Consider the following 21,326-nt stretch of genomic DNA (forward strand, 5'->3'; position numbering starts at 1 on the left):
TCATAACGCGCATGCGCGGTTCAACTCTTCAATTCTTCGCTTAACGTAGGGCGATCGACTTGCGTTCTCGCCGCCCTCATCTTCTCCCTGACTTTCAGAACGATGAAGTACTCATAGACCGACTGCAGCGTCGCATACACCAAGCCCGGGTGTCCGTCGAGGAAGCCTCGACGAACGAAGTAAAGTAAAACGAATTTGATCACCGGGCGGCATGGAAGTTGGTAGAACAGGCGCTTTTGATGATAGCGGCGAGTCTGGAAATCGGCCGCAAACAGCGCCTTGGAAAGGCTGAACTTGTTGCCGTTCGCCTTATTGCGAAGGAACTGATCTGCTTCCAGCGAACTGTAGGCGTTATGCCGTGAAAGCCAGTGCGATAGCCCCTTGCTGAAAGGGAAGTGATCGAGATAGCCGTCGAGCCGGCCGGTCTTGCCATCCACCACGGTGACGGGATTGACGAGCCGTTCATAGTGGATATGCTCGGGTCTGAAAAGCCGAACGAAGTACGGTGAAGCCTGCACGTGCCTGAGCCACCTGTCATTGAAGAAGTCGCGGCGTCTAATCTGAAACGCCACCGCATCGCCGGCGTTCGAGACCGCCGTTTCAATCTCCGGCACGAGCAATGGGGGAACGCGCTCGTCGGCATCCAGATACAGCACCCATTCGTGCTTGAATGGGATGTTTTTCAATCCCCAGTTCTGGTGAGTGGACCAGTCGTCGAATGGCCTGGAGATCACGTTCGCGCATACCGAGCGAGCGTACGCGACGGTCCCGTCTGTGCTGAGCGAATCAAATACGTGGATGTCGTCGGACCACCCGATGACGGTCTCAAGACAACCAGGCAAATCCTGTTCTTCATTCTTCGTCAGCACTAGTACAGACACTTTGCTCATTGGGCTCTCCGTGCTTGACTCTAAGAGAAATCTTCCTTGCTGGCATGCCGGCATACACAGTCCACTCATCCAGCAGACTCCGCGTTACCACTGATCGCGCGCCTACAACCGCTCCCGGCGCGATATGAATGCCAGGGCAAACGAAGACCTCAGAGCACACCCACGCGTCCGATCCCACAATAATCGGCTTTGCAGTTAGCTGAAACGTCGGATGGTTGTAGTCGTGACTTCCTGTACAGAGCTGCGCGCCCTGCGATATCGTGCAACGCTCACCTAACGTGATGCGTTCGATGGAATACAAGTTCACTCCATTGGCAACGCCTGTAAAGTCGCCGATCGAAAGATTCCATGGCGCCCAGATGCGCACACGCGGATAGACGTGAACACCTGCGCCTATAGTGGCCCCGAATAGTCGCAGAATCCAGCGACGCCACGCATGAAAGACACGCGGCGTCGGCACGAAGAAAACGATGTAGATGACGCCCCAAAGAACCCTCAGAAATCTGTTCGACAACGAAAATGAAGGTCCCTGTCTCGAATTCACGCCTTTCAGGATGATGCTGGGATGAACGCCTTCCCGGTTGATTGCATCTTCAGGCATAGACTCCTCTCTCAACGGACCATCGTAGCGTCCACACGGTTCAATACCCGCGGTTGGCGGAAAGCATCAAGCTTTTGGCGGGGTGCTGCCGGCAGCGTGCTGATTGACACATCGCATCCCCAGCAGCAGGAGCATCATAGTCGGATTCGCCCCACCTCCCGTCGGCAAGACTGACGTGGCAAGCAGCTGGACATTCGCGACACCGAAGAGGTTGAGGTTTTTGTCCACCACGCCATCGGCGGGGCAAGCACCCATGCGAGTCGAACCTGTCGGATGGAAGATGCCTTCTGCGTTATCGATGTTGGCCCAGATTTGCTGTGGCTCGATCGATTTCCATACGCCAAGCGAGGCGAATTTGCTCGTTCTCCAAGTTCTTTTAAATAGTTCCGATGTCTCGATTACGTTTTCTTTGTCTTCCGTGGACAACCTCCAGTTGATCTCTGCGAGTGGCAAGCCGAAGCGGTCGCAGCACGTATCGCTGAGAGTGATACGATTGTTGGGAGATGGAAGCTGCTCAACCACCGCATGGACAATCAGGCGCGAGTGGGCGGGAAACAGTAGACGTTTGTTCACGAGCCTCCACCACATGGCGCGCGCAAGCCAGGGGGTATTCGCAATCAAATCGAAGATTACTCGTGGCGGCGGTGACTTACGACGCTGTACATTCCGGAATATCTCCCGTAGCACATCAAAGCCACCGGGTTTCTCAACCTCGAACCCGATGTGGCAGAAACCTGGCGGCAGATGCCGCCGCGCCTCCGCTTGTGGCGCTAGCTCGAAACGGATATTGCGCATTGAACCGGCGGCACCGAATCGAAAGCCGACGATCTTATTTAGCAAAGCGCTTTCGGAGGCGACGATTTCCGCTACTTCTGCGGAAATATGATCCGTGAAGTTATGACCGAGCGCAGACGTAAGGGCGGAGACGGCTCCATTGTTCTGACGGTCGATTAGCAATGCCAGACGGGTTGTTTCGATCGCGCCAGCGGCGACGATGAGCTTCCTCCCCGAAATAGCTAGCCTGTCACCATTTTGCGATACCGCTTCCAGTCGGACGCCTTCAGTCTGAGTTTTGATTTTGACGACATGGGCATTCAACCAGACCTGAAGGTTGGCTGCCGCAGCGACGTCAGCGTCCAACAACGCCGCTACATTGCGCTTCCGGAATTCTGGCCACTTGGCGAGACGATTGACATGGGTCCCACCGAGCTCGAACGGAAAGGAGACGTCGGAATACGGGCCCGGTTCCAGGGAGAACAGCCGCTCGACGTCACCGATGAAAGGGCTTAGTTCATCGAGTGAGATCGGCCAGTGGGCATTGCAAAGGTCAGAGTTTTGGAAGGGAATGAGGGCACCGCCCCATCGCATCGAGGTACCGCCCAGGCATCGGAAACGTCCGTGCGAGGCACCCTTGTAGAACATCCCCTGCTGGACGACTTCATTGAGCGGATGCGTGTCCTCTTCCTGGCGCAATCCGCCGGTTTCCAGGCAGATGACGGTTGCGCCTGTCTTCCGCGCCAGTAGTACGCTGATCGGTAGGCCGACGGTTCCCGCGCCGATGACTATGAAATCGGCTGCCCGCGAAATCGCGCCCTGCCCGCCCAGGTCATTGAGCATCGGCCGTTTCCTCCACGAGCCGGGCATATTGCTGCAGCCTGGCCAACTGCTTCGTGCTCACGATGATTGCGCCATTGGTATTGCGAAGTAGTGCCCGACGCAGAACCTCTGTCACGGACAGCGGCGACCCCTCCTTGCGGGACGCGGAGACATAACCATAAGTGATCTGGAAGGGCTTGCGGTAGCAGGTCAGTACGTCAGCCTCGCGACCGGTGAGACTGTCGTGGACCTGAATGAAACGGGTCAGTTCCGAGCCGGCAGCGAGGAACGGTTCGACCTTATCCGTAGTTAGCGCGAGGCCGAAAGTACGGACCGTTCCGTCGCGTAGGAGACTCTCGAGCCATTTCAACCATTCATCAGTATTGAGCAGGGAAAGTTCAGGCTCGTGCAGCGCGTAGATGTCGATAGAGTCACGCTTCAGACGACGCAAACTGCCCTCGAGTGTTCTCTTCGCTCGGGCGACTGAAAAGTCCACCGTTGGACCCGAGATGGCCTTTATGAAGCGTCCTGTCGCCTTGCGAACAAAAACAGCGGCCCCGCTTTGCTCCTCGCCGCCGGGCGAATAGATACCGACTTTGGTGGTGACAGTGACCTCCGGTCGTGCTTTGAGAACGTGGCCAAGATCGCGCTCGGCCAAGCCAAAGCCATAGTAGGGGGCCGTGTCGAAATGGGTGAACCCGGCGTCCACCGCAGAGAATAATAGTCGTCGCCTTGCTTTTTCGGGGCCACTGTTGAAAAGACTGGCGGTGCCGAATATGAATCGCGAAAGTACGATGGGAGTCCCGGTCAACTGAACGCTTTGCACGATTAGCTCCCGCTAAATGCTCGTCAAGCCCGCGCCTTGAATTGAATGACGAGAATGTTCTACCCACGATCAGCGTTACCCCGACGTGAAAGGAATATAAGCGCCGCGCCCTGATGCCCCCCGGTCAAGACGGAAATTGGCAAGAAGTTGTCGGCTTTCGCCCACCGCGAGTGGGAAGAGACCGGCACCAGGCCTCCTGCGCCCACACGACTAGCGATCATATGTCCTGGCTGGCGAAGCCCATCTAGGCGAGGCACGACAAGCATTTGTCCGACCGGGCGATTGGATATCTGCGATCTTCGAATCAGGAAGGCGAACGCGCAGCTTTGACACAACGCGAATACGAATGCGACTGCGAGCAAGACACGGAACGATAGCCTCCATCAGAGTCCGAACGCATGGGTCGTACATTCCCGTGCCCAACGCAGACTTGATCTTCTTTTTCCCAAGATGTGGATTACTCAATGAAAGTGCTGATAATCTCGCTCAACTATGCCCCAGAGGTGACAGGGGTGGGAAAGTACTCCGCGGAGCTTGCGGAGTGGCTCGCATTACAGGGGCACACGATACGCGTGATAACCGCGTCTCCATACTATCCTGAGTGGCGCATCAAGGCTGGCTATAACGCGTTGACGTACTCGACTGAGCAAATCAACGACGTTTCCGTCATACGCGTTCCCTTCTGGTGCCCCAAGCGCCCGTCGGGTCTGAAGCGCGTGCTACATCTGATGAGCTTCGCGGTCTTCGCGAGCCCGGCTGCCCTGTGGCAGATCGCGTGGCGTCCGCACGCCGTGTGGCTCGTAGAGCCACCTTTGTTCGCGTCTCCCGTCGCGTTGTTCGCCGCCCGCGTCGCCAGCGCCTCATGTTGGCTTCATGTACAGGACTACGAAGTCGACGCAGCGTTTCGACTGGGCATACTGAAAGGCCATGTCGCAAGAAAGCTGGCTTTGCGCGTGGAAAGATGGTTGATGTCACGCGCCGACGTCGTCTCGACACCCTCCGCAGCGATGACACGGCTCGCCGTGCAGAAGGGGGTCTCCTCGGAAAAAGCTTTCACCTTTCCCAACTGGGTCGATACTCAACACGCGCATCCAAACAGCACGGACAACCCCTATCGCGCGCAGCTCACCATCGGCCACGGAGCGCTGGTCGTCCTCTACTCAGGCAATCTCGGACTTAAGCAAGGTCTGGAAATCATTGTCGACGCTGCAAAGCTTCTCACGTGGCGCGCGGACATCATGTTCCTGATCTGTGGCGCTGGACCAGCAAAAGATGTCCTGCTCGAAAAGGCCCGTGACGTACCGAACGTCAAGTTTCTCGGGCTGCAACCTAAAGAGCGGTTCAATGAATTGCTATCGCTTGCGGACATACACGTCCTTCCACAGCTTGCGGGCGCCGCGGATCTCGTCATGCCTTCGAAGCTTGGCCCAATGCTGTCGAGCAGCCGACCGGTAATTGCGACTGCGAATGAAGGTACCGAGTTATGGAGCGTCATCAACTCGGTCGGCGTCGCAGTCGAGCCCGGCTCTTTCACGGCATTGTCACACGCCATCCTTCGTCTCGCCGACGACCCGTCGCTTCGTGAGCGCCTTGGCACCCTCGGACGGCAATACGCCGCATCCAATTTCTCGAAAGAAACGATTCTTCTCCAGTTTGAGGCACGGCTTCGCAGCTCAGTTCTCGGCAAACGAGACCTCGGAGACCGCGCGACGACGTAGGCCCACTTAACAGTCTTCGGATCCGGTGCTAGCGCAAATGAGCGAGATCCAGCTTGCTTCGTAAGCCTCACAAGGTATCCTAAGGAGGCAGGGATGAATTCAGAAGGGCTTAGTGCTGACCTTCCCGTAGACTGGACGGATGAGGAGTCGGAGTTCTTTATGCGTGCAGTGGAGGCGATCGCACTGGCCTACAAAGAACAGACCATCACGCTTGAAGAGGCCGGAGACCGGATTTGTATGGTTGCGGTCACGAGACTCGGTGAAGCCATGGGCATGAATGATTCAATCAGATATATTAGCCGGGACTAGATCTGAAGCGGCTTCGCCTTGCAGCGCTTTTCGTCCACCCAGACGTCAACACCTGGACTTTTGCAGACCTTCCCTACTAATTCACCAAGGTATGCGGCCAGTTGAACGCGCCGTAGTTTCATTAAGTCAAAACTTAGCCCTGTCCGGCCGATAAAGGTTGAAAGTAATTGGTGGGATTTTTTTTCACGCGGTAAGTTATGGCGTGTAACGATATTTACGTGGCACAACTCCTCATTATCTTTCCAGTTTATCTTCAAAGTCTACTATATGAAGAATACGCTTGAACCAGGAATACCGATATATGGGAACCTCGCTGATTCGCATCAGGCGCGGACTCCCGATATCGTTATACGAAACGGGAAGTCGATGCCTGTTATTACTATTTTCTTTCTGATTACCGGGGTTGCTGCCCATATTGCAGTGACGCCTCCGCTATTTTGAAGCGGACACCTTGCATCTCGACATTGAGGCAGGGCCGCTGCATTTTCCGCTGACAGTCGTTTTTATCGCGCGCCGCGACCTGGATGCCGGGCTTGCATCACCACCCTTCGGCAACGTATTTTTCTCGCCTGAAACCTTGTCGATTAAAACGGCAAGGATAAATCTGAAAACGAGAAAATCGAAGTCCGACGACACATGGAAATCCTGTCTTCTTTCCGTGTGACGAATAGAAACCTGCCGAACTGGAGGCCGCATGACGCCAATCTTATCTGACGCGCTAGCACCGCTTGATTGTCCGAGACAGGACATTCGGTCTGTTCAGTGTTCGACAATCGTGAAGCACGTGGCGATTATTTTGTATGACGGATTTTCGTTGCTGGACGCCGGTACGCTCGCCGAAGCTCTGCATGTCGCTAATGAATTACAATCGCAAAGTTCGAATCATTCCGTGACATATCGCGTGAACCTCATCTCGGCTCGCGGTGGAGGGGTTGTGTGCTCGTCATCGATGATGGTTTGGACAGAGCATTTTTCCACGCGCGATTTCAATCGTCTCGACAACCTCTTCGTTCCCAGCGGAAGTGGTGTCGCGCACGCCTCCGTCGACGACAACCTCATTGATCTGTTGCGACTGGTTTGTGCAAGAGGCGTCAGTGTCACCGCGATCGGGAATGGGCACATGGTTTTGTCGGCTGCCGGCGTGGCGCGGTGCGATTGGCCTTCGATGAAGCATGATATCCGTCTCCGATCGTTATCCGCGAGCGCTGCGGAGCATGATCGCGATCAGGCTTTGGTGACCTCGCTCGCACTGCTCAAGATGGATCTGGGAGCGGAGTTGGCCGCGCGCGTGGCGGACCGTCTCGGCTCGGATGGCGGGCGTACATTGGCCCCCGCGTTCGAAGAGATGGATGCAAAGACGCTCGCCGAGAAAGCACGTGCGTCGGCGCGTTGGATCGTCCAGAACTGCGCGAAGCCCATATCGGTGGGCGATGCGGCGCGCACGTCTTCGATGAGTGAGCGCAATTTCCTGCGTCTGTTCAAACGGGAGCTCGGTGTTACGCCTTCAAAGTACCTTCTTGGTGCGCGGCTCGATCTTACGTGCAAGCTGCTCGCCAACAGCGATCTTCCGGTGGACAAGATCGCTCGTAGAACCGGTCTTAGCAACGGAGAGAGACTGTCGAAGCTTTTCCGTAAAGAGCTCTCGATGTCGCCTACTGAGTTCCGGACGCAGAGTCGACGAAAGAGTTGACGTACGAACAGCAATCCAGATGCGCAAGTGGGGAGTCACGTCAAGCGCAGTTTAGAGCGTTGCTCCGAAAATGCGGACTTTTTGTATGTCGATGCCTATCGCCCCAACCCCAGTAGTGTTTTCACCCATATCGTTAAGTTCCGATATATGATTCGTTCTGTAGCGATGCATGTCGCGCACGCCATGCGGCGTGCCGGTTGCCGAATCACCTGAAAACCATCCACATGACGCCCGATTTCGACGCGATCCACAAAGCGCTGGCCAACCAGGTCCGCCGGGAGATTCTCGGCTGGCTGCGTGAGCCGTACGCGCATTTTGCCGATCAGGAGTTGCCGCTCGACCACGGCGTGTGCGCGGGCAAGATCGACTCGCGCTGTGGCCTGTCGCAGTCCACCGTGTCGGCGCACCTGGCCGCGTTGCAGCGCGCGGGGCTCGTCACGTCGAAACGGGTTGGTCAATGGGTGTTTTTCAAACGCAACGAGCCCGTCATTCAGGCGTTCCTCGAATACATGAACGCGAAGCTCTGAGCGCCGCATTCGCATCGCCGCGCTTCTTTTTTCACGCAGTTTTTTGAGGCTCGGGCCTTGCCCGCCGCCAAAGGTGAACTCTTATGCCGACTCTTTTCGATCCGCTGCAAATTGGCGATATCACGCTGCCGAACCGCATCATCATGGCGCCGCTCACGCGTCAGCGCGCCGAGGAAATCCGCGTGCCGAACGCGTTGATGGCGCGCTACTACGCCGAGCGCGCGAGCGCCGGTCTGATCCTCAGCGAAGCGACATCGGTCACGCCGCAAGGCGTCGGCTACGCCGAGACGCCGGGCATCTGGTCGCAGGAGCAGGTCGAAGGCTGGAAGCTCGTCACGCGGGCCGTGCACGAGGTGGGCGGCAAGATCTTCCTGCAACTGTGGCACGTCGGCCGTATTTCGGATCCGGTGTTCCTGAACGGCGAGCTGCCGGTCGCGCCGAGCGCGATCGCGGCGGGTGGTCACGTGAGCCTCGTGCGTCCCGAGCGTCCGTTCGTGACGCCGCGCGCGCTCGAACTCGATGAAATCGCCGGTGTCGTCGAAGCGTTCCGCAAGGGCGCGGAAAACGCCAAGGCCGCGGGCTTCGATGGCGTCGAAGTGCACGGCGCGAACGGCTATCTGCTCGACCAGTTCCTGCAGGACAGCACCAACAAGCGTACCGATGCCTACGGCGGCCCGATCGAAAACCGCGCGCGTCTGCTGCTCGAAGTCACCGACGCGTGCATCAGCGTGTGGGGCGCAAACCGCGTCGGCGTGCATCTCGCGCCGCGCCGCGACGCGCACACGATGGGCGATTCCGATCCGGCCGCAACGTTCGGCTATGTCGCGCGCGAACTCGGCAAGCGCAAGATCGCGTTTATCGCGGCACGTGAAGCGCTCGGCGACGACCGCCTCGGCCCGCAGTTGAAGGAAGCGTTCGGCGGCCCGTATATCGCGAACGAGAAGTTCACCAGGGAAAGCGCGCAGCAGGTGCTCGACTCCGGTGAAGCGGATGCGGTGGCCTGGGGTCAGCTGTTCATCGCGAATCCGGATCTGGTGCGCCGCTTCGCTGAAGATGCGCCGCTGAACAAGCCGGTCCCGGCGACGTACTATGCGCGCGGCGAAGTCGGCTACACCGATTATCCGGCGCTCGAAACGGTGTAAACGGTAGCGACAGCGGGCTCATGTCCGCTGTATGAAATGACAAAGCGGCGGGCGTGACTGAATTCCAGTCACGCCCGCCGCTTTTTGTGCGTTAGACAAGCTCGCGCCGCATAAACACCCGTTTCGATTCATCGAGTCCGCGCGCGATATGCGCGTCGCGCCGAGCGAGCAACGCCGCGTCGAGCTCCGACGTGTCGAGATCGCGAAACCCGAGCCGCCGGTAATACGGCGCATTCCACGGCACGTCGCGATACGTCGACAGCACCAGCTGTGTCAATTGTCGCGCGCGCGCGATTCGCGCGACCTCTTCGATCAATGCCGCGCCGATGCGCCTGCCCGCGTGCGAGCTCAGCACATCGAGTTCCTGAACGTAGATGCGCGTCGGCTGCGGCTCGAACATCACGAAGCCCGCGCAGATCGTCTGCTGGTCGAGCGCGACGATGATCTCGCGCGCTTTGATCTTGCGCTCGACGACCTCGCGCGCCATGGGCGGCGCGTCGGCAATCCCGGTCATGCCGACGCTGACGAAACGCTGGCCCGCTTCGAATTCGATGGCACGAATCGTTTCGGCATCGTGCAAAGCGGCAAATCGGAAGGTGATGGCGGAATCGTGCGACATGGCGTTGCGTCCGATGAAGACCGCCCGAGTTTGACATCGGCACCGCAACATCGACAAGCGGCATATGGCATAAACTCGCGCAAGCGCCCTGCACGCACGCTCGCGGGACTACACTCATCACATCCGAACGCCACCCGGGGCCACGCCAAGATGAACCTGATGAACGTGCTGCAGATCGCGCTGCACCTCGACCAGCACCTGAGCGCGCTGATCGTGCAGTTCGGCACGGCAATCTACGCACTGCTGTTTGTCGTCGTGTTCGTCGAATACGGTTTTCTGCCGCTGTTCTTTCTGCCCGGCGATCCGCTGATCTTCATCTGCGGCGCGCTCGCGGCCACCGGCGCGTTGAACGTGTGGATCATCGCGCCCGTGCTGTTCGTCGCGACGGTGGCCGGCAGCAGCGTCGGGTACGCGATCGGCCATGCGGTCGGCGACAAAGTCTATACCCGCAACTACTACTGGCTCAATCGCGATGCGCTGCGCCGCGCCCACGTGTTCAGCGAGACGCGCGGCCGCCTGACCTTCCTGCTGTCGCCGTATATCGCCGTGGTGCGCACGTTCGCACCGTTCGCCGCGGGCGTGTCGCGCATGACGTTCTCGCGCTTCGTCACGTTCGTCACCGCGGGCGCGGCGCTGTGGGTCGTCTCGCTGATCGCGGGCGGCTATCTGTTCGGCAATGTGCCGGTGGTGCGCGAGCATCTGAGTTCGCTGGTGTTGCTGGGCCTCGCGCTCGGCGGTGCGATGCTCGTCGGCGGAGCGGTATGGCGCTTTTTCAACCGGCGCGTGCGGGCGCGCTGAGGCCATCGCGGCGACGTCCCGGCGTACGGCCTCCCGCCACCTCAAAACTTGAACCGGGCGAGATACGAAGGTAACCTTATCAGGAAACCTTCACATCATGTCATCGCACGAGTTCACCGCATGACCCAATCCCCTCCCCCAGTTACGCCGGAAGAACTTCATACGCTCGCCGAAGATCTGCGCGTGCTGGCGGGCAAGCTGCGCCGGCGTCTGCGCGAAGAGTCGCATGTCGGCGACTTCACGCCGTCGCAGGTGCAGGTGCTGAACTTGCTGGAACGCGAAGGGCCGGCCACCGTCACCTCGCTCGCGCGTGCGCACGGCATGCGGCCGCAGTCGATGGGAGAAACGCTCGCGGTACTGAAAGCCGCGGGGCTCGTCAGCGGCACGCCCGATCCTAACGATGGACGGCAGACGGTTCTGTCGCTGACACCCTCCTTTCGCAAGAAGGTCAAGGCAAGCCGCGCGGCACGCGAAGACTGGCTGTACCGCACGATTCAAACGCGTTTCACGGCAGCCGAACAGCAACAACTCGCGACGGGCGTCGATCTGCTGAAACGCCTCGTCGATTTGTAACTCGCGATTCGCGCACACGCGTCTCGCCACTCGCAGGAGCACTTCATGGCACTCACTACTCTCGACGCCAAAACCGCACTGGTCGTCGTCGACCTGCAGTGCGGCATCGTCGCGCTGCCCACCGCCCCCCATTCGGCCCGCGAAATCGTCGAACGCTCGGTTACGCTGCTCGATGCGTTCCGCCGCCACGGCCTGCCCGTCGTGCTCGTGAACGTCACAGCCGCCGCACCGGGCCGCACCGACCAGGGTCGCCACTCCGCCGACTTCCCGCCCGACTTCGCCGACCTTCTGCCCGAACTGAAGCAGCAGCCGTCGGACCATCTGGTCACGAAGCGCACGTGGGGCGCCTTCACGAACACGGACCTGGCCGCGTATCTGCAACAGCAAGGCGTCACGCAAGTGGTGCTCGTCGGTATCGCGACCAGCATCGGCGTCGAATCGACCGCGCGCTTCGCGAGCGAGGCGGGCCTGAACGTCGCGCTCGTCGTCGACGCGATGACCGATCTGAACGCCGACGCGCACACCAACAGCATCACGCGCATCTTCCCGCGCCTCGGCGAAACCGGCACGACGCGGGAAGTGCTCGATCTGCTCGAACGTTCGCGCGCTGAAAGCCTGAACTGAAGCGGGCCGCTACCCGCATGCGGCCCACCCCGCGTTGAGGAAACCCCTGCCGTGAGCACCACGTTCCGTTCGCTGCGCATATTCAACTATCGTGTCTGGGCGAGCGGCGCGATCGTCTCGAACATCGGCACATGGATGCAGCGCACGGCGCAGGACTGGCTCGTGCTCACCGAGCTTACGCATCACAACGCGACGGCGGTGGGCATCGTGATGTCGCTGCAGTTCGGACCGCAGATGCTGTTGCTGCCGCTCACCGGCTACGCGGCCGATCACTTCGACCGCCGCAAGCTGCTGTTCGCGACCCAGGCGGCAATGGGTACGCTGGCGCTCGCGCTCGGTCTGCTCACGGTCACGGGGCTCGTGCAGCTATGGCAGGTCTACGTATTCGCGGGCCTGCTCGGCTGCGTGACCGCGTTCGATTCCCCCGCACGCCAAACCTTCGTATCCGACCTCGTCGGCGAACGCGATCTCGCGAATGCCGTCGCGCTGAACTCCACGTCGTTCAACGCCGCGCGCATGCTCGGGCCAGCGGTCGCGGGTCTGTTGATCGCGTCGGTGGGCAGTGGCTGGGTGTTTCTGATCAACGCGCTTTCGTTCGTCGCCGTGCTCGGTGCACTGCGCATGCTGCGGCTGGACCAGTTACATATCAAGCCGCGCAATGTGCGCTCGCGCGGCAGCTTCGTCGAAGGCTTCAAATATGTCTGGACACGCCCCGATCTGAAGGCGGCGCTCCTGATGCTGTTCCTGATCGGCACCTTCGGCCTGAACTTCCCGATCTTCATCTCGACGATGTCCGTCACCGCGTTCCGTGCGGGCGCGGACGAGTACGGCGTGCTCAGCTCGACGATGGCGATTGGCTCGGTCACCGGCGCTCTGCTCGCCGCGCGCCGCGCGCGGCCCACCATGGGGCTGCTGCTCGGCGCCGGCGCGATGTTCGGCGTCGGCTGCACGGCAGCTGCGCTGATCGCGATCGGCGTGTCGACGCAGACCTTCACCACCTCGACCAATAGCCTCGTGCAACTGACCACCGAACCGGCCATGCGCGGCCGCGTGATCGCGATCCTGCTCGCGATCGCGCTCGGCGGCACACCGCTCGGCGCGCCGGTGGTCGGCTGGGTCGCCGACCGTTTCGGGCCGCGCTGGGCGCTCGGCGTCGGCGCTGCATCGGGCTTCGGCGCCGCGCTCGTCGGACTTGCCTATCTGATGCGATACCGGCAACTGCGTTTCTATCGCGAAGGCTGGCGCCTGCGTTACAGCATCGAAGATCCGCGGCCCGTCACGGCCACCGCGGTCATTCCCGACTCCGTAACGACGGTTCAGCGTAGCGAGCTGGACGAGGCGGAAGAGGATACGGCTTCGAGCGTGTAAAAGCGCAAGCGTGTGAGCACCGGATCCTGGCAGGCGCAGCTCAGAGTCCGCCACGCCGCGCGTCGCCAGTGCACACGGTCCGTGCGTCAGCTGCTCCCTGAGAAACTCGATGCACACCTGAATCCGCGCCGACGACGACAAGCGCTCGGCCGTCGCCGCCCACACTCCCGTATCCCTCCTTCGCCCACTGCACGACGATGTCGCTCAGATTCGACGCGACCGTGCCCGTCATCTTCACGCTCCTTTCGCCATGCGGCCCGCTCAGGCGCCAGACCCCGAAGCGGTCGTCGCGGCCGCGAAACAGTGGGGCAAGGGGCAATCGTTTGAAGCCGGTTTGAATGCAATGCCCGGCGCACTGAGGCCGTGGTTAACCCGAAGTGCGCCGCGCCAGCTCGTGACACACGTCGATCCATCCCGTTGTGCCGCACCGCGGCAACGAGACCAGGAAAATCCTGGCTTGCGCGGCGCCCGTTTAAGGGCGCCAATGATTCAGCCGTAGAAGCTGACAAAAACATTTCCCATTCAGGAGGCGTCATGCAAACGAACGCATCGGCAAGCAGCGGGCATAGCTCGCAGGCGCGCAAGGCTACCGCCAGCGGCTGGATCGGCTCGGCACTCGAGTACTACGATTTCTTCATCTATGCGCAGGCCGCCGCCCTGATCTTTCCTCAGCTGTTCTTCCCTTCCGGTAATCCCAAGATCGCGATCGTCGCATCGCTCGCAACCTACGGCGTCGGCTACGTCGCGCGGCCGATCGGCGCGGTCGTGCTCGGGCACTGGGGCGATACACACGGGCGCAAGAACGTACTGCTCGTCTGCATGTTCCTGATGGGTCTGTCGACGATGGCGGTCGGTCTGCTGCCGACCTATCAGCACGTCGGCTTTCTCGCGCCGGTGCTGCTCGTCGTGCTGCGACTGATCCAGGGCTTCGCGGTCGCTGGTGAAATCTCGGGCGCCAGTTCGATGATCCTCGAACACGCGCCATTCGGGCGACGCGGCTTTTACGCGAGCTTCACGCTGCAAGGCGTGCAGGCCGGCCAGATTCTGGCCGCCGCGGTCTTCCTGCCGCTCGCCTATTTCATGAACGACGCCTCGTTCAATGCGTGGGGCTGGCGCATTCCGTTCCTGCTCAGCGCGGTCGTGCTGATCGCCGGGTACATCATCCGCCGCGAAGTCGAGGAAACGCCCGCGTTCGAGAAGGAGGACGCGAGCGGCGGCGTGCCGCGCTCGCCGATCGTCGAAGCGTTCAAGTACAACTGGGACGACATGCTGCGCGTCGTGCTGTGCTCGCTGATGAACGTGATCCCGGTCGTCGCGACGATTTTCGGCGCGGCGTACGCGGTGCAGCCGTCGTACGGGATCGGCTTTTCGAAGAGCCTGTATCTGTGGATTCCGGTGATCGGCAACATCGTCGCGGTGCTGGTGATTCCGTACGTGGGCAATCTGTCCGACCGGATCGGGCGGCGTCTGCCGATCATCGTCGGCTCGCTCGGCGCAGGGGTGCTGTCTTTCGCGTATCTGTACGCGATCAGCATCCACAACGTGCCGCTTGCGATGGTGATGTCGATCCTGATGTGGGGCGTCATCTATCAAGGCTACAACGCGATCTTCCCGAGCTTCTATCCGGAACTGTTCCCGACCCGTTCGCGCGTCTCCGCGATGGCGATCGGCCAGAACATCGGCACGACGATCACCGCGCTGCTGCCGGCGCTGTTCGCTTACGTCGCGCCGCCGGGATCGCACAACGTGCCCCTGACGATCGGCGCGATCACGTTCGCCATCACGATCGTCTGCGCAATCGCCGCATGGAGCGCGCGTGAGAACTTCCGTGTGCGGCTTGGCGACCTCGGCGCAAAGAACGTCGTGCCGCTCGACAAGCTCAGCTACGACGCAATGCGCGCGCAGAGCATGGCCGACGCGAAAAAGGCCGCTGCTTGAGCCCGCTTGCCCTTTAACGCGTCTTGATCAGGACTTTCAGGGAACCCGCTCATGAACCGCACCCGGATCGCCGTCGCCGGCGCGGGGTACATCGGCCGCGTCCATCTGGCGGTCGCGCAGCAAAGCGACGCGTGCACGCTGTCGGCGATCGTCGACCCGTCGCCCGCGGCCGAGGCGGGCGTGCCGCTCTGGTCAAAGGACAGAGTTGCGGCTTCGGCGTGGACAACTATCTGCTCGGGCTGCGCGGCGGTATCGGCGGCGGGCTAGCCACGGGAACGCGCCGCGCGGCGCTGGCCTCGCACGGCTAGCGCCATGTTTCGGTCAACTCGTTGGCCAGCACCATCTTCTGGCGCACCACCTCGACGAAGGCCGCGTCGATGCCCGCCTGCGCCTTCAGGAATTTAAGCGCGGCGGAATGCACGGCGCGCAACGCGCCGCCGTCGATGCCCGTCATACGCGCCGCGCCGCGGCGCGTTTCCTCGACCAGATCGCGCGCGCTCGTGAAGTCGGGCGACAAGCCGCATTGCGCGTCGAACGCGGCGCGCAGACCGGCCGCGTAGTCGCGCGACTCGCCGAGCCGCTCCATATCGATCAGCAAATCGACGCCCTCGCCCATGCGCAGCGCGCAGAGGATCCACAACGCAATGAACGCGCGATACGCGTTGTCGCTGTCCACCGTGCGCGCGAATTGCTCGCAGGCGACGGCATACGCGTCATCGGGCATCGACGGTAGCGGCGGCAGGCGTACGCCGCACACGCCGATCGCTTCGCGCACCAGCGGGTCCATCTGATTCAGACCGAGCACGCGAAACGGCGCGGCGACAAAGAATGCATTGCTCCACTGCTGCCGCAGCATCCAACCCGATGCGAACTGCGATGCAGGATTGCGCAGCACGCCCACGTGCAGCGCCTCGGCAAACGCGCGCTTCAGCCACGGCAGACGACCGCCCGTGCGGCAAAACTTGAAGACGGGCACGCGACCCTGCTCGATCGTGTGCTCGCTCAGCGCGCGCAGATAGGCCTGCAGTGAAGGGAATGTCGCATCGGGATCGCGCGTAAAGCGATCGATGCTGAAGCGCCGGTCGTAACCCGCCACGCCGCGCGCTTCTTCGCGCAGAAACGGGCGGTATTCGTCGAAGTAGGGTGCGGCGAGCGGCGGGTGCCCCGAGGTCAAGGTCGGCCGCGAGGCGGGCACGTCGGCGGGTTTGAGATCGGCGAGCACATTGCTGAGCGGCTCGTAAAAACCGGCCGCGCGCTCGTGTTCGCGCAGCCGCGACCACACCCACGTGCCCGCGCTGCGCCAGCCCGTGTGCAGAAAAACCGCCTGTTTCAGCGGAGTATTGGGCGTGGCGTCGTACGCGGACGACTCATGAGGCAACGGCATGGGACTTCTCTTCCAATGATTGGATCAATAGACTGGAAGCGCCACTTTACCCTGCGATCGATCCGGACGCATTATGCTGCGAGATTCCCCGCTCCCGCCATTGCACCCACCTCGCACCCATGAACGATTCGGCCGATATTCGCTTCCTGCTCACGCTGCGCGCGAGCGGCAGCCTGATCGCCGCCGCGCGCCGACTCGCGCTGTCGCCGTCGGCGGTCACGCAGCGCCTGCAGCAACTCGAAAAGAAGCTCGGCATGCAGCTCGTGAACCGCAGCGCGCGCCGCCTGCAATTCACCGACGAAGGCCTGCTGCTGTGCGAGCGCGGCGCCGAACTTATCGAGCAGTTCGACGCGTTGTTCGACGATCTGCAAACGCGCCGCGGCGGCCTCGTCGGCACGCTGAAGATCAATGCGCCGCTCGGTTTCGGACGACGCCATCTGGCGCCGCTGATCGGCGAGTTCCAGCAGCAGAACCCCGACATCGACGTCGCGCTGACGCTGTCCGACCGGCCCTTGACCGAAACGCTCGATCGCTTCGATATCGTCGTGCATATCGGCGAGCTGCCGCCGTCGAACCTGGTCGGCTATACGATCGCGCCGAACGCGCGCTTCGTCTGCGCGGCGCCCGCGCTCGTCAAGCGAATCGGCCAGCCCGAATCGCCGGATGCGTTGAGCCGGCTGCCATGCATCGTGCTGCGCGAAAACAATGAGGACGTGTCACTGTGGCAGTTCAGCAAGGGCCGCACGCGCCGCGGCGTGCGCGTGTCCGCGCATCTGAGTTGCAACGACGGTGACGTGATCCGCCAATGGGCCTGCGAGGGACGCGGCGTGATTCTGCGCTCCGAATGGGACGTCGCCGAGGATCTTGCGAAGGGCAAACTCGTGCGTCTGCTGCCGGGCTGGAAAGCGCCGGACGCGAACGTGATCGCGCTCACGCATCAGCGGGCGGGACTGCCCGCGCGCACGCGCCATTTCATGCAGTATCTGCAAGGCCGCTTCAGGCCGTTGCCACCGTGGCGGCGGTGATTCAGTCCATCTGAATCTAACAGTCAACCTATCTGAACGCTGAAGTACTATCGCAAACCTATAATTGACTCATCCTCAACAGCCGGCCCCATGCAATCATGACTGCCGCCGCCCATTCCACCGACACCCCTGCCTACCCCGACGCGGTCCTGTTCGACCTGCTAACCGCCCTGCTCGACTCGTGGACCTCATGGAACCGTGCGGCAGGCTCCGACGAAGCGGGCCGCGCATGGCGTGCCGCCTATCTGCGTCTGACATACGGCTGCGGCCGCTACGTTCCCTACGAACAACTGGTGCGCGAGGCCGCCGCGCAAGTCGGTTTGTCCGAATCGGCCGCGAACGCGCTCCAGGCGGACTGGCTGAACCTGACGCCGTGGCCCGGCGCGCTCGGTGCGTTGCGCGCGCTCGCGCCGCACTGCAAGCTCGCGGTCGTCACCAATTGCTCGACGCGGCTCGGCTCGCAGGCGGCCGCGATCTTGCCCGTGCGCTGGGACGCGATCGTGACCGCCGAGGAAGCCGGCGTCTACAAGCCGGACCCGCAACCGTACCGCCTCGCGCTCGACAAGCTCGGCGTCGAGCCGCGCCGCGCCGCGTTCGTCGCCGGCTCGAGCTATGACATGTTCGGCACCGCGGCCGTCGGCTTGCGGACCTACTGGCACAACCACGTCGGCCTGCCGCTCGTCACGGGAGCGCAGGCGCCCGAGGTCGAAGCGGCATCGCTCGATGGGCTGGTGCCGTGGCTCGCAGGCTTTGGCCGCGATCGTCGTCACTGAATCTCCAACCTCACCCTGCTCCTCAGGTGCAAACATGAAACTCGAACAGATCGAAACCCCGGCCGCGCTGATCGACGTCGCGCGGATGCAGAAGAACATCGCGCGGATGCAGGGGCGGATGAATGCGCTCGGCGTCGCGTTCCGGCCGCACGTGAAGACCACCAAGTGCATCGACGTCGTGCGCGCGCAGATCGCCGCCGGCGCGCGCGGCATTACGGTGTCGACGCTGAAGGAAGCGGAAGCGTTCTTCGCGGCCGGCGTCAACGACATCCTGTATGCCGTCAGCATGGTTCCGTCGAAGCTGCCGCGCGCGCTCGCGCTGCGCCGCCAGGGCTGCGAACTGAAGCTCGTGGTCGACAATCCGACCGCCGCCACGGCGATCGCCGCGTTCGGCGACCAGCACGGCGAAACGTTCGACGTCTGGATCGAGGTCGATACGGACGGACATCGCTCGGGCATCCAGCCCGAACAGCAGACGCTGCTCGACGTCGGGCGGATTCTGCACGAGAACGGCGTGAAGGTCGGCGGCGTGATGACCCATGCGGGTTCGAGCTACGAGTTGAATACGCCTGAGGCGCTCGCCGCGCTCGCGGAGCAGGAGCGCGCGGGCTGCGTGCGCGCCGCCGAACGGTTGCGCGAGGCGGGCATCGCGTGTCCGGCCGTCAGCGTCGGTTCGACGCCGACCGCGCTCGCCGCGCGGCATCTCGAAGGCGTCACCGAGGTGCGGGCCGGCGTCTACGTGCTGTTCGATCTGGTCATGCACAACGTGGGCGTTTGCACGCTCGACGACATCGCGCTTAGCGTACTCACGACCGTGATCGGTCATCAGGAAGACAAAGGCTGGGCGATTCTCGACGCGGGCTGGATGGCGTTAAGCCGTGATCGCGGTACGTCGCGGCAGTCGCACGATTTCGGCTATGGGCAGCCGTGTTTGCTCAATGGCACGTTGCTGCCGGACTATCTCGTGAGCGGCGCCAATCAGGAGCATGGGATTCTTGCGGCGGTTCCGGCCGATGCGCGAGCCGATGCACAGATCGACGACATCGCGCAGCGCTTTCCGATCGGTATGAAACTGCGCATCCTGCCGAACCACGCTTGTGCGACCGGCGCGCAGTTCCCCGAGTATCACGCGGTTGCGCCGGACGGCAGCAGCGTCGAATGGCAGCGATTTTACGGCTGGTAAGTCGGCGGCTTCAAAACATGCCCGGCGCACTCGGCACACTCAAGGAGAACCAACGGCTTCTGCCAGAATCATCCATCGCCCATAGACGGACCGTGAATCCCGCCGTTAGCGTGGAGTCTCCACAGGAATACAGAGGATTCTTGCATGTCCGAGTTGAATGAACCAGACGGCGTTCGCGTCGTGCTGAGCGCCCCGCAACTGGCGGCGGTGCTGACCCGCCAGTCGATCAGTCAGACCGAAATGCTTTCTAACCGGCTATGGGGCGGGTTGCAACTCGTCGGCGGTTTGCTGGAAATGGTCGGTGCTGGGGCATTGTGTGTCATGCCGGAACCGACCATGGCGAGCAAGGCCGGGTGTATTGTGTTCGGCGCACATGGGTCTGATACGGCGTCGGCGGGTTTGCGTCAAATCTGGACGGCCCGGGATACGGCCACGCTGACACAGCTGGGCACGACGAAGCTGGCCGAGACAATGAGGGCGGGTCCTGACGCGGCGAACAACATCGGCCTCTTTCTTGATCTAGCAGTCTCGGTGGGCGTGGCCGGATCGATCAAGGCAGTACGGGCGTCCGAGATCACGATGGGCCGGTTCAGGCTGATGCAGCATGAAGCAAAGCCTGGCAGCCGCTTTGGCGGGCATACATTCGAAAAGCATGTGGCGCGGACTGAAGCACAGTTGCGTGAGCGACTGGCGCGCGAACCAAAGCGCCGGGTTGTTTCATCGTTCACTGATCTACAAACGGCAGAGTGGGCGATTTCCAAGGTCATGCAGGACAACGCGGCCCGGATAACGACGTGGGCGCAATCTCATACCGGTTCCATACGACTGGAACTGACGGGCGATGCAGGTAGGCAGGTAGGGTACGGGGTCATTCGCAAGACGGGGGAGATGGTGAATCTGAGCAAGGTTCACATGTTCTTGATCCGGAAGGAATATAACGGCATGCCATACTACGTCCTGACCGCCTACCTGATGCCATGAGCTTACTGTGAAAGACGAATCACCTTACCCGAATCTGGATTTTCTGATTCATGGTTATTTCAATGAAGATTTCGATTTATGGGGCAACGACGTACAGGAAATTGTCACGTGCTTCAAAAAAGAGAGCGACAAGACCCTTCATAAGTTAGTCGTGGATGAAATCGATCGTTTTGAAAGCGACCATTCCGCCAACCTGGACGGATACTTTGAGGAAATCTATGGCCTCTACGTTGATCCCGAACCGTGGGGCCACACGACCGCCTCATTTCTCGATGAAGTGAAGCGTCTCCTGAGAGAATAGATAGCCCCAAACCTGCCGCGAAACGTCGGTCACTCATCCTCTTCCGACAACCCCGCCAACAGATCGTCGACCGCGCGATACACGCGCTCGACGATCTCCGGTCCCACCTTGCGCTCGAGCTCGCGATAGTGCGCCTCGAGATCCTTCGAAATCACCCGCACCAGTTCGACGCTCGTATCGGTCAGCGACACGAGCACGCGCCGCTGATCCTCCGCGAAACGTTCTTTCGTCACGAGTTCCATGCTCTCCATGCGCGCGAGCACGCCGGCCATGCTCGGGCTCGAAATCGTGCAGATGTCGGAGATGTGGCGCGGCTCCATCGGGCCGTGCTCGTTGAGCGCGCGAATCACTCGCCATTGCTGCTCGGTGAGTCCATGCGCGGTGATCAACGGACGAAAACGCTCCATCATTTTTTCGCGGGCGCGTAATAACAGCATCGGCAAATTGCGGTGCAAAACTC

Annotated in this window: 23 protein-coding genes and 2 pseudogenes; 17 read left to right on the forward strand and 8 right to left on the reverse strand. The window is 61.4% G+C overall.

All coding sequences use genetic code 11. The features are described from left to right. Window positions 1-20: 20 nt before the first annotated feature. The 4 genes from HDG32_RS24705 to HDG32_RS24720 all read right to left on the reverse strand — a co-directional run bounded on the left by HDG32_RS24705 (window position 21) and on the right by HDG32_RS24720 (window position 3,913). Window positions 21-890 carry a glycosyltransferase family 2 protein gene (locus HDG32_RS24705; protein ID WP_184071426.1) on the reverse strand — a complete coding sequence of 290 codons (870 nt, stop codon included), beginning with the start codon at window positions 888-890 and terminating at the stop codon, window positions 21-23. Continuing rightward, on the reverse strand, window positions 853-1,491 hold the full coding sequence (locus HDG32_RS24710) for a putative colanic acid biosynthesis acetyltransferase (RefSeq protein ID WP_221307854.1): 639 nt from the start codon (window positions 1,489-1,491) through the stop codon (window positions 853-855). The genes HDG32_RS24705 and HDG32_RS24710 overlap by 38 nt, the downstream gene beginning before the upstream one ends. A gap of 66 nt (window positions 1,492-1,557) precedes the next feature. Continuing rightward, complete coding sequence (locus HDG32_RS24715; protein ID WP_184071428.1) at window positions 1,558-3,108, reverse strand: GMC oxidoreductase; 1,551 nt, start codon at window positions 3,106-3,108, stop codon at window positions 1,558-1,560. After that, complete coding sequence (locus HDG32_RS24720; protein WP_184071430.1) at window positions 3,098-3,913, reverse strand: aldo/keto reductase; 816 nt, start codon at window positions 3,911-3,913, stop codon at window positions 3,098-3,100. The genes HDG32_RS24715 and HDG32_RS24720 overlap by 11 nt, the downstream gene beginning before the upstream one ends. Before the next feature lie 464 nt (window positions 3,914-4,377). On the opposite strand from HDG32_RS24720, the gene HDG32_RS24725 reads away from it, so the two are divergent. The 6 genes from HDG32_RS24725 (at window position 4,378) to HDG32_RS24750 (ending at window position 9,299) form a co-directional block, all read left to right on the forward strand. Beyond that, on the forward strand, window positions 4,378-5,631 hold the full coding sequence (locus tag HDG32_RS24725) for a glycosyltransferase WbuB (RefSeq protein ID WP_184071432.1): 1,254 nt from the start codon (window positions 4,378-4,380) through the stop codon (window positions 5,629-5,631). A gap of 93 nt (window positions 5,632-5,724) precedes the next feature. Then, complete coding sequence (locus HDG32_RS24730) at window positions 5,725-5,940, forward strand: hypothetical protein (RefSeq protein ID WP_184071435.1); 216 nt, start codon at window positions 5,725-5,727, stop codon at window positions 5,938-5,940. A 451-nt stretch (window positions 5,941-6,391) separates the two neighbouring features. After that, window positions 6,392-6,604: a hypothetical protein gene (locus HDG32_RS24735; RefSeq protein WP_184071437.1), complete on the forward strand. Its 213-nt coding sequence runs from the start codon at window positions 6,392-6,394 to the stop codon at window positions 6,602-6,604. A gap of 120 nt (window positions 6,605-6,724) precedes the next feature. Continuing rightward, window positions 6,725-7,630: a helix-turn-helix domain-containing protein gene (locus HDG32_RS24740; protein WP_311540342.1), complete on the forward strand. Its 906-nt coding sequence runs from the start codon at window positions 6,725-6,727 to the stop codon at window positions 7,628-7,630. Window positions 7,631-7,854: 224 nt separating this feature from the next. Beyond that, complete coding sequence (locus tag HDG32_RS24745; protein WP_184071441.1) at window positions 7,855-8,157, forward strand: helix-turn-helix transcriptional regulator; 303 nt, start codon at window positions 7,855-7,857, stop codon at window positions 8,155-8,157. Between the two features lie 83 nt (window positions 8,158-8,240). Further along, window positions 8,241-9,299: an alkene reductase gene (locus tag HDG32_RS24750; RefSeq protein ID WP_184071443.1), complete on the forward strand. Its 1,059-nt coding sequence runs from the start codon at window positions 8,241-8,243 to the stop codon at window positions 9,297-9,299. Window positions 9,300-9,390: 91 nt separating this feature from the next. On the opposite strand, the gene HDG32_RS24755 is transcribed toward HDG32_RS24750, so the two are convergent. Next, entirely contained in the window at window positions 9,391-9,918 is a 528-nt protein-coding gene (locus HDG32_RS24755) for a GNAT family N-acetyltransferase (RefSeq protein ID WP_184071445.1), read from the reverse strand. A gap of 150 nt (window positions 9,919-10,068) precedes the next feature. Between HDG32_RS24755 and HDG32_RS24760 the strand changes: the two genes are divergently transcribed. From HDG32_RS24760 to HDG32_RS24775, 4 genes are all read left to right on the forward strand, one after another. Next, window positions 10,069-10,716 carry a VTT domain-containing protein gene (locus tag HDG32_RS24760; RefSeq protein ID WP_184036546.1) on the forward strand — a complete coding sequence of 216 codons (648 nt, stop codon included), beginning with the start codon at window positions 10,069-10,071 and terminating at the stop codon, window positions 10,714-10,716. Window positions 10,717-10,836: 120 nt separating this feature from the next. After that, the gene (locus HDG32_RS24765; protein WP_184071446.1) at window positions 10,837-11,289 is read left to right on the forward strand and encodes a MarR family winged helix-turn-helix transcriptional regulator; all 453 of its coding nucleotides are present in this window, start codon (window positions 10,837-10,839) and stop codon (window positions 11,287-11,289) included. A gap of 45 nt (window positions 11,290-11,334) precedes the next feature. Further along, entirely contained in the window at window positions 11,335-11,913 is a 579-nt protein-coding gene (locus HDG32_RS24770) for an isochorismatase family protein (protein ID WP_184071448.1), read from the forward strand. Between the two features lie 51 nt (window positions 11,914-11,964). After that, on the forward strand, window positions 11,965-13,281 hold the full coding sequence (locus HDG32_RS24775) for an MFS transporter (RefSeq protein ID WP_184071450.1): 1,317 nt from the start codon (window positions 11,965-11,967) through the stop codon (window positions 13,279-13,281). 51 nt (window positions 13,282-13,332) lie between these two features. Here the strand turns inward: HDG32_RS24775 and HDG32_RS24780 are convergent. Continuing rightward, window positions 13,333-13,585 (reverse strand): annotated as a pseudogene (locus tag HDG32_RS24780) (LysR family transcriptional regulator); the annotation flags it as partial. Window positions 13,586-13,815: 230 nt separating this feature from the next. Here HDG32_RS24780 and HDG32_RS24785 point away from each other — a divergent pair. Both HDG32_RS24785 and HDG32_RS24790 read left to right on the forward strand, forming a co-directional pair. Continuing rightward, a complete protein-coding gene (locus HDG32_RS24785) occupies window positions 13,816-15,219 on the forward strand; it encodes an MFS transporter (RefSeq protein WP_184071452.1) in 1,404 nt (467 codons plus the stop codon). Between the two features lie 51 nt (window positions 15,220-15,270). After that, window positions 15,271-15,411: pseudogene (locus tag HDG32_RS24790) on the forward strand (Gfo/Idh/MocA family oxidoreductase); the annotation flags it as partial. Between the two features lie 112 nt (window positions 15,412-15,523). Here HDG32_RS24790 and HDG32_RS24795 read toward each other — a convergent pair. After that, entirely contained in the window at window positions 15,524-16,603 is a 1,080-nt protein-coding gene (locus HDG32_RS24795; RefSeq protein ID WP_184071454.1) for a hypothetical protein, read from the reverse strand. A gap of 119 nt (window positions 16,604-16,722) precedes the next feature. On the opposite strand from HDG32_RS24795, the gene HDG32_RS24800 reads away from it, so the two are divergent. From HDG32_RS24800 to HDG32_RS24820, 5 genes are all read left to right on the forward strand, one after another. Further along, window positions 16,723-17,628 (forward strand): LysR substrate-binding domain-containing protein, encoded by a 906-nt coding sequence (locus HDG32_RS24800; RefSeq protein WP_184071456.1) that lies wholly within the window; start codon window positions 16,723-16,725, stop codon window positions 17,626-17,628. Window positions 17,629-17,726: 98 nt separating this feature from the next. After that, window positions 17,727-18,401 carry an HAD-IA family hydrolase gene (locus HDG32_RS24805; protein WP_184071459.1) on the forward strand — a complete coding sequence of 225 codons (675 nt, stop codon included), beginning with the start codon at window positions 17,727-17,729 and terminating at the stop codon, window positions 18,399-18,401. A gap of 34 nt (window positions 18,402-18,435) precedes the next feature. After that, window positions 18,436-19,584 carry a DSD1 family PLP-dependent enzyme gene (locus HDG32_RS24810; RefSeq protein WP_184071461.1) on the forward strand — a complete coding sequence of 383 codons (1,149 nt, stop codon included), beginning with the start codon at window positions 18,436-18,438 and terminating at the stop codon, window positions 19,582-19,584. A gap of 144 nt (window positions 19,585-19,728) precedes the next feature. Continuing rightward, a complete protein-coding gene (locus tag HDG32_RS24815) occupies window positions 19,729-20,565 on the forward strand; it encodes an RNase A-like domain-containing protein (protein ID WP_184071464.1) in 837 nt (278 codons plus the stop codon). 7 nt (window positions 20,566-20,572) lie between these two features. Beyond that, window positions 20,573-20,866, forward strand: a complete 294-nt coding sequence (locus HDG32_RS24820) for a contact-dependent growth inhibition system immunity protein (protein WP_184071466.1) — start codon at window positions 20,573-20,575, stop codon at window positions 20,864-20,866. A gap of 29 nt (window positions 20,867-20,895) precedes the next feature. Here HDG32_RS24820 and hpaR read toward each other — a convergent pair whose 3' ends face one another. Next, the gene (gene hpaR / locus HDG32_RS24825; RefSeq protein WP_018424961.1) at window positions 20,896-21,303 is read right to left on the reverse strand and encodes a homoprotocatechuate degradation operon regulator HpaR; all 408 of its coding nucleotides are present in this window, start codon (window positions 21,301-21,303) and stop codon (window positions 20,896-20,898) included. Window positions 21,304-21,326 lie beyond the last annotated feature (23 nt).

This window comes from Paraburkholderia sp. CI2, from assembly GCF_014201055.1.
Taxonomy (GTDB): Bacteria; Pseudomonadota; Gammaproteobacteria; order Burkholderiales; family Burkholderiaceae; genus Paraburkholderia; species Paraburkholderia tuberum.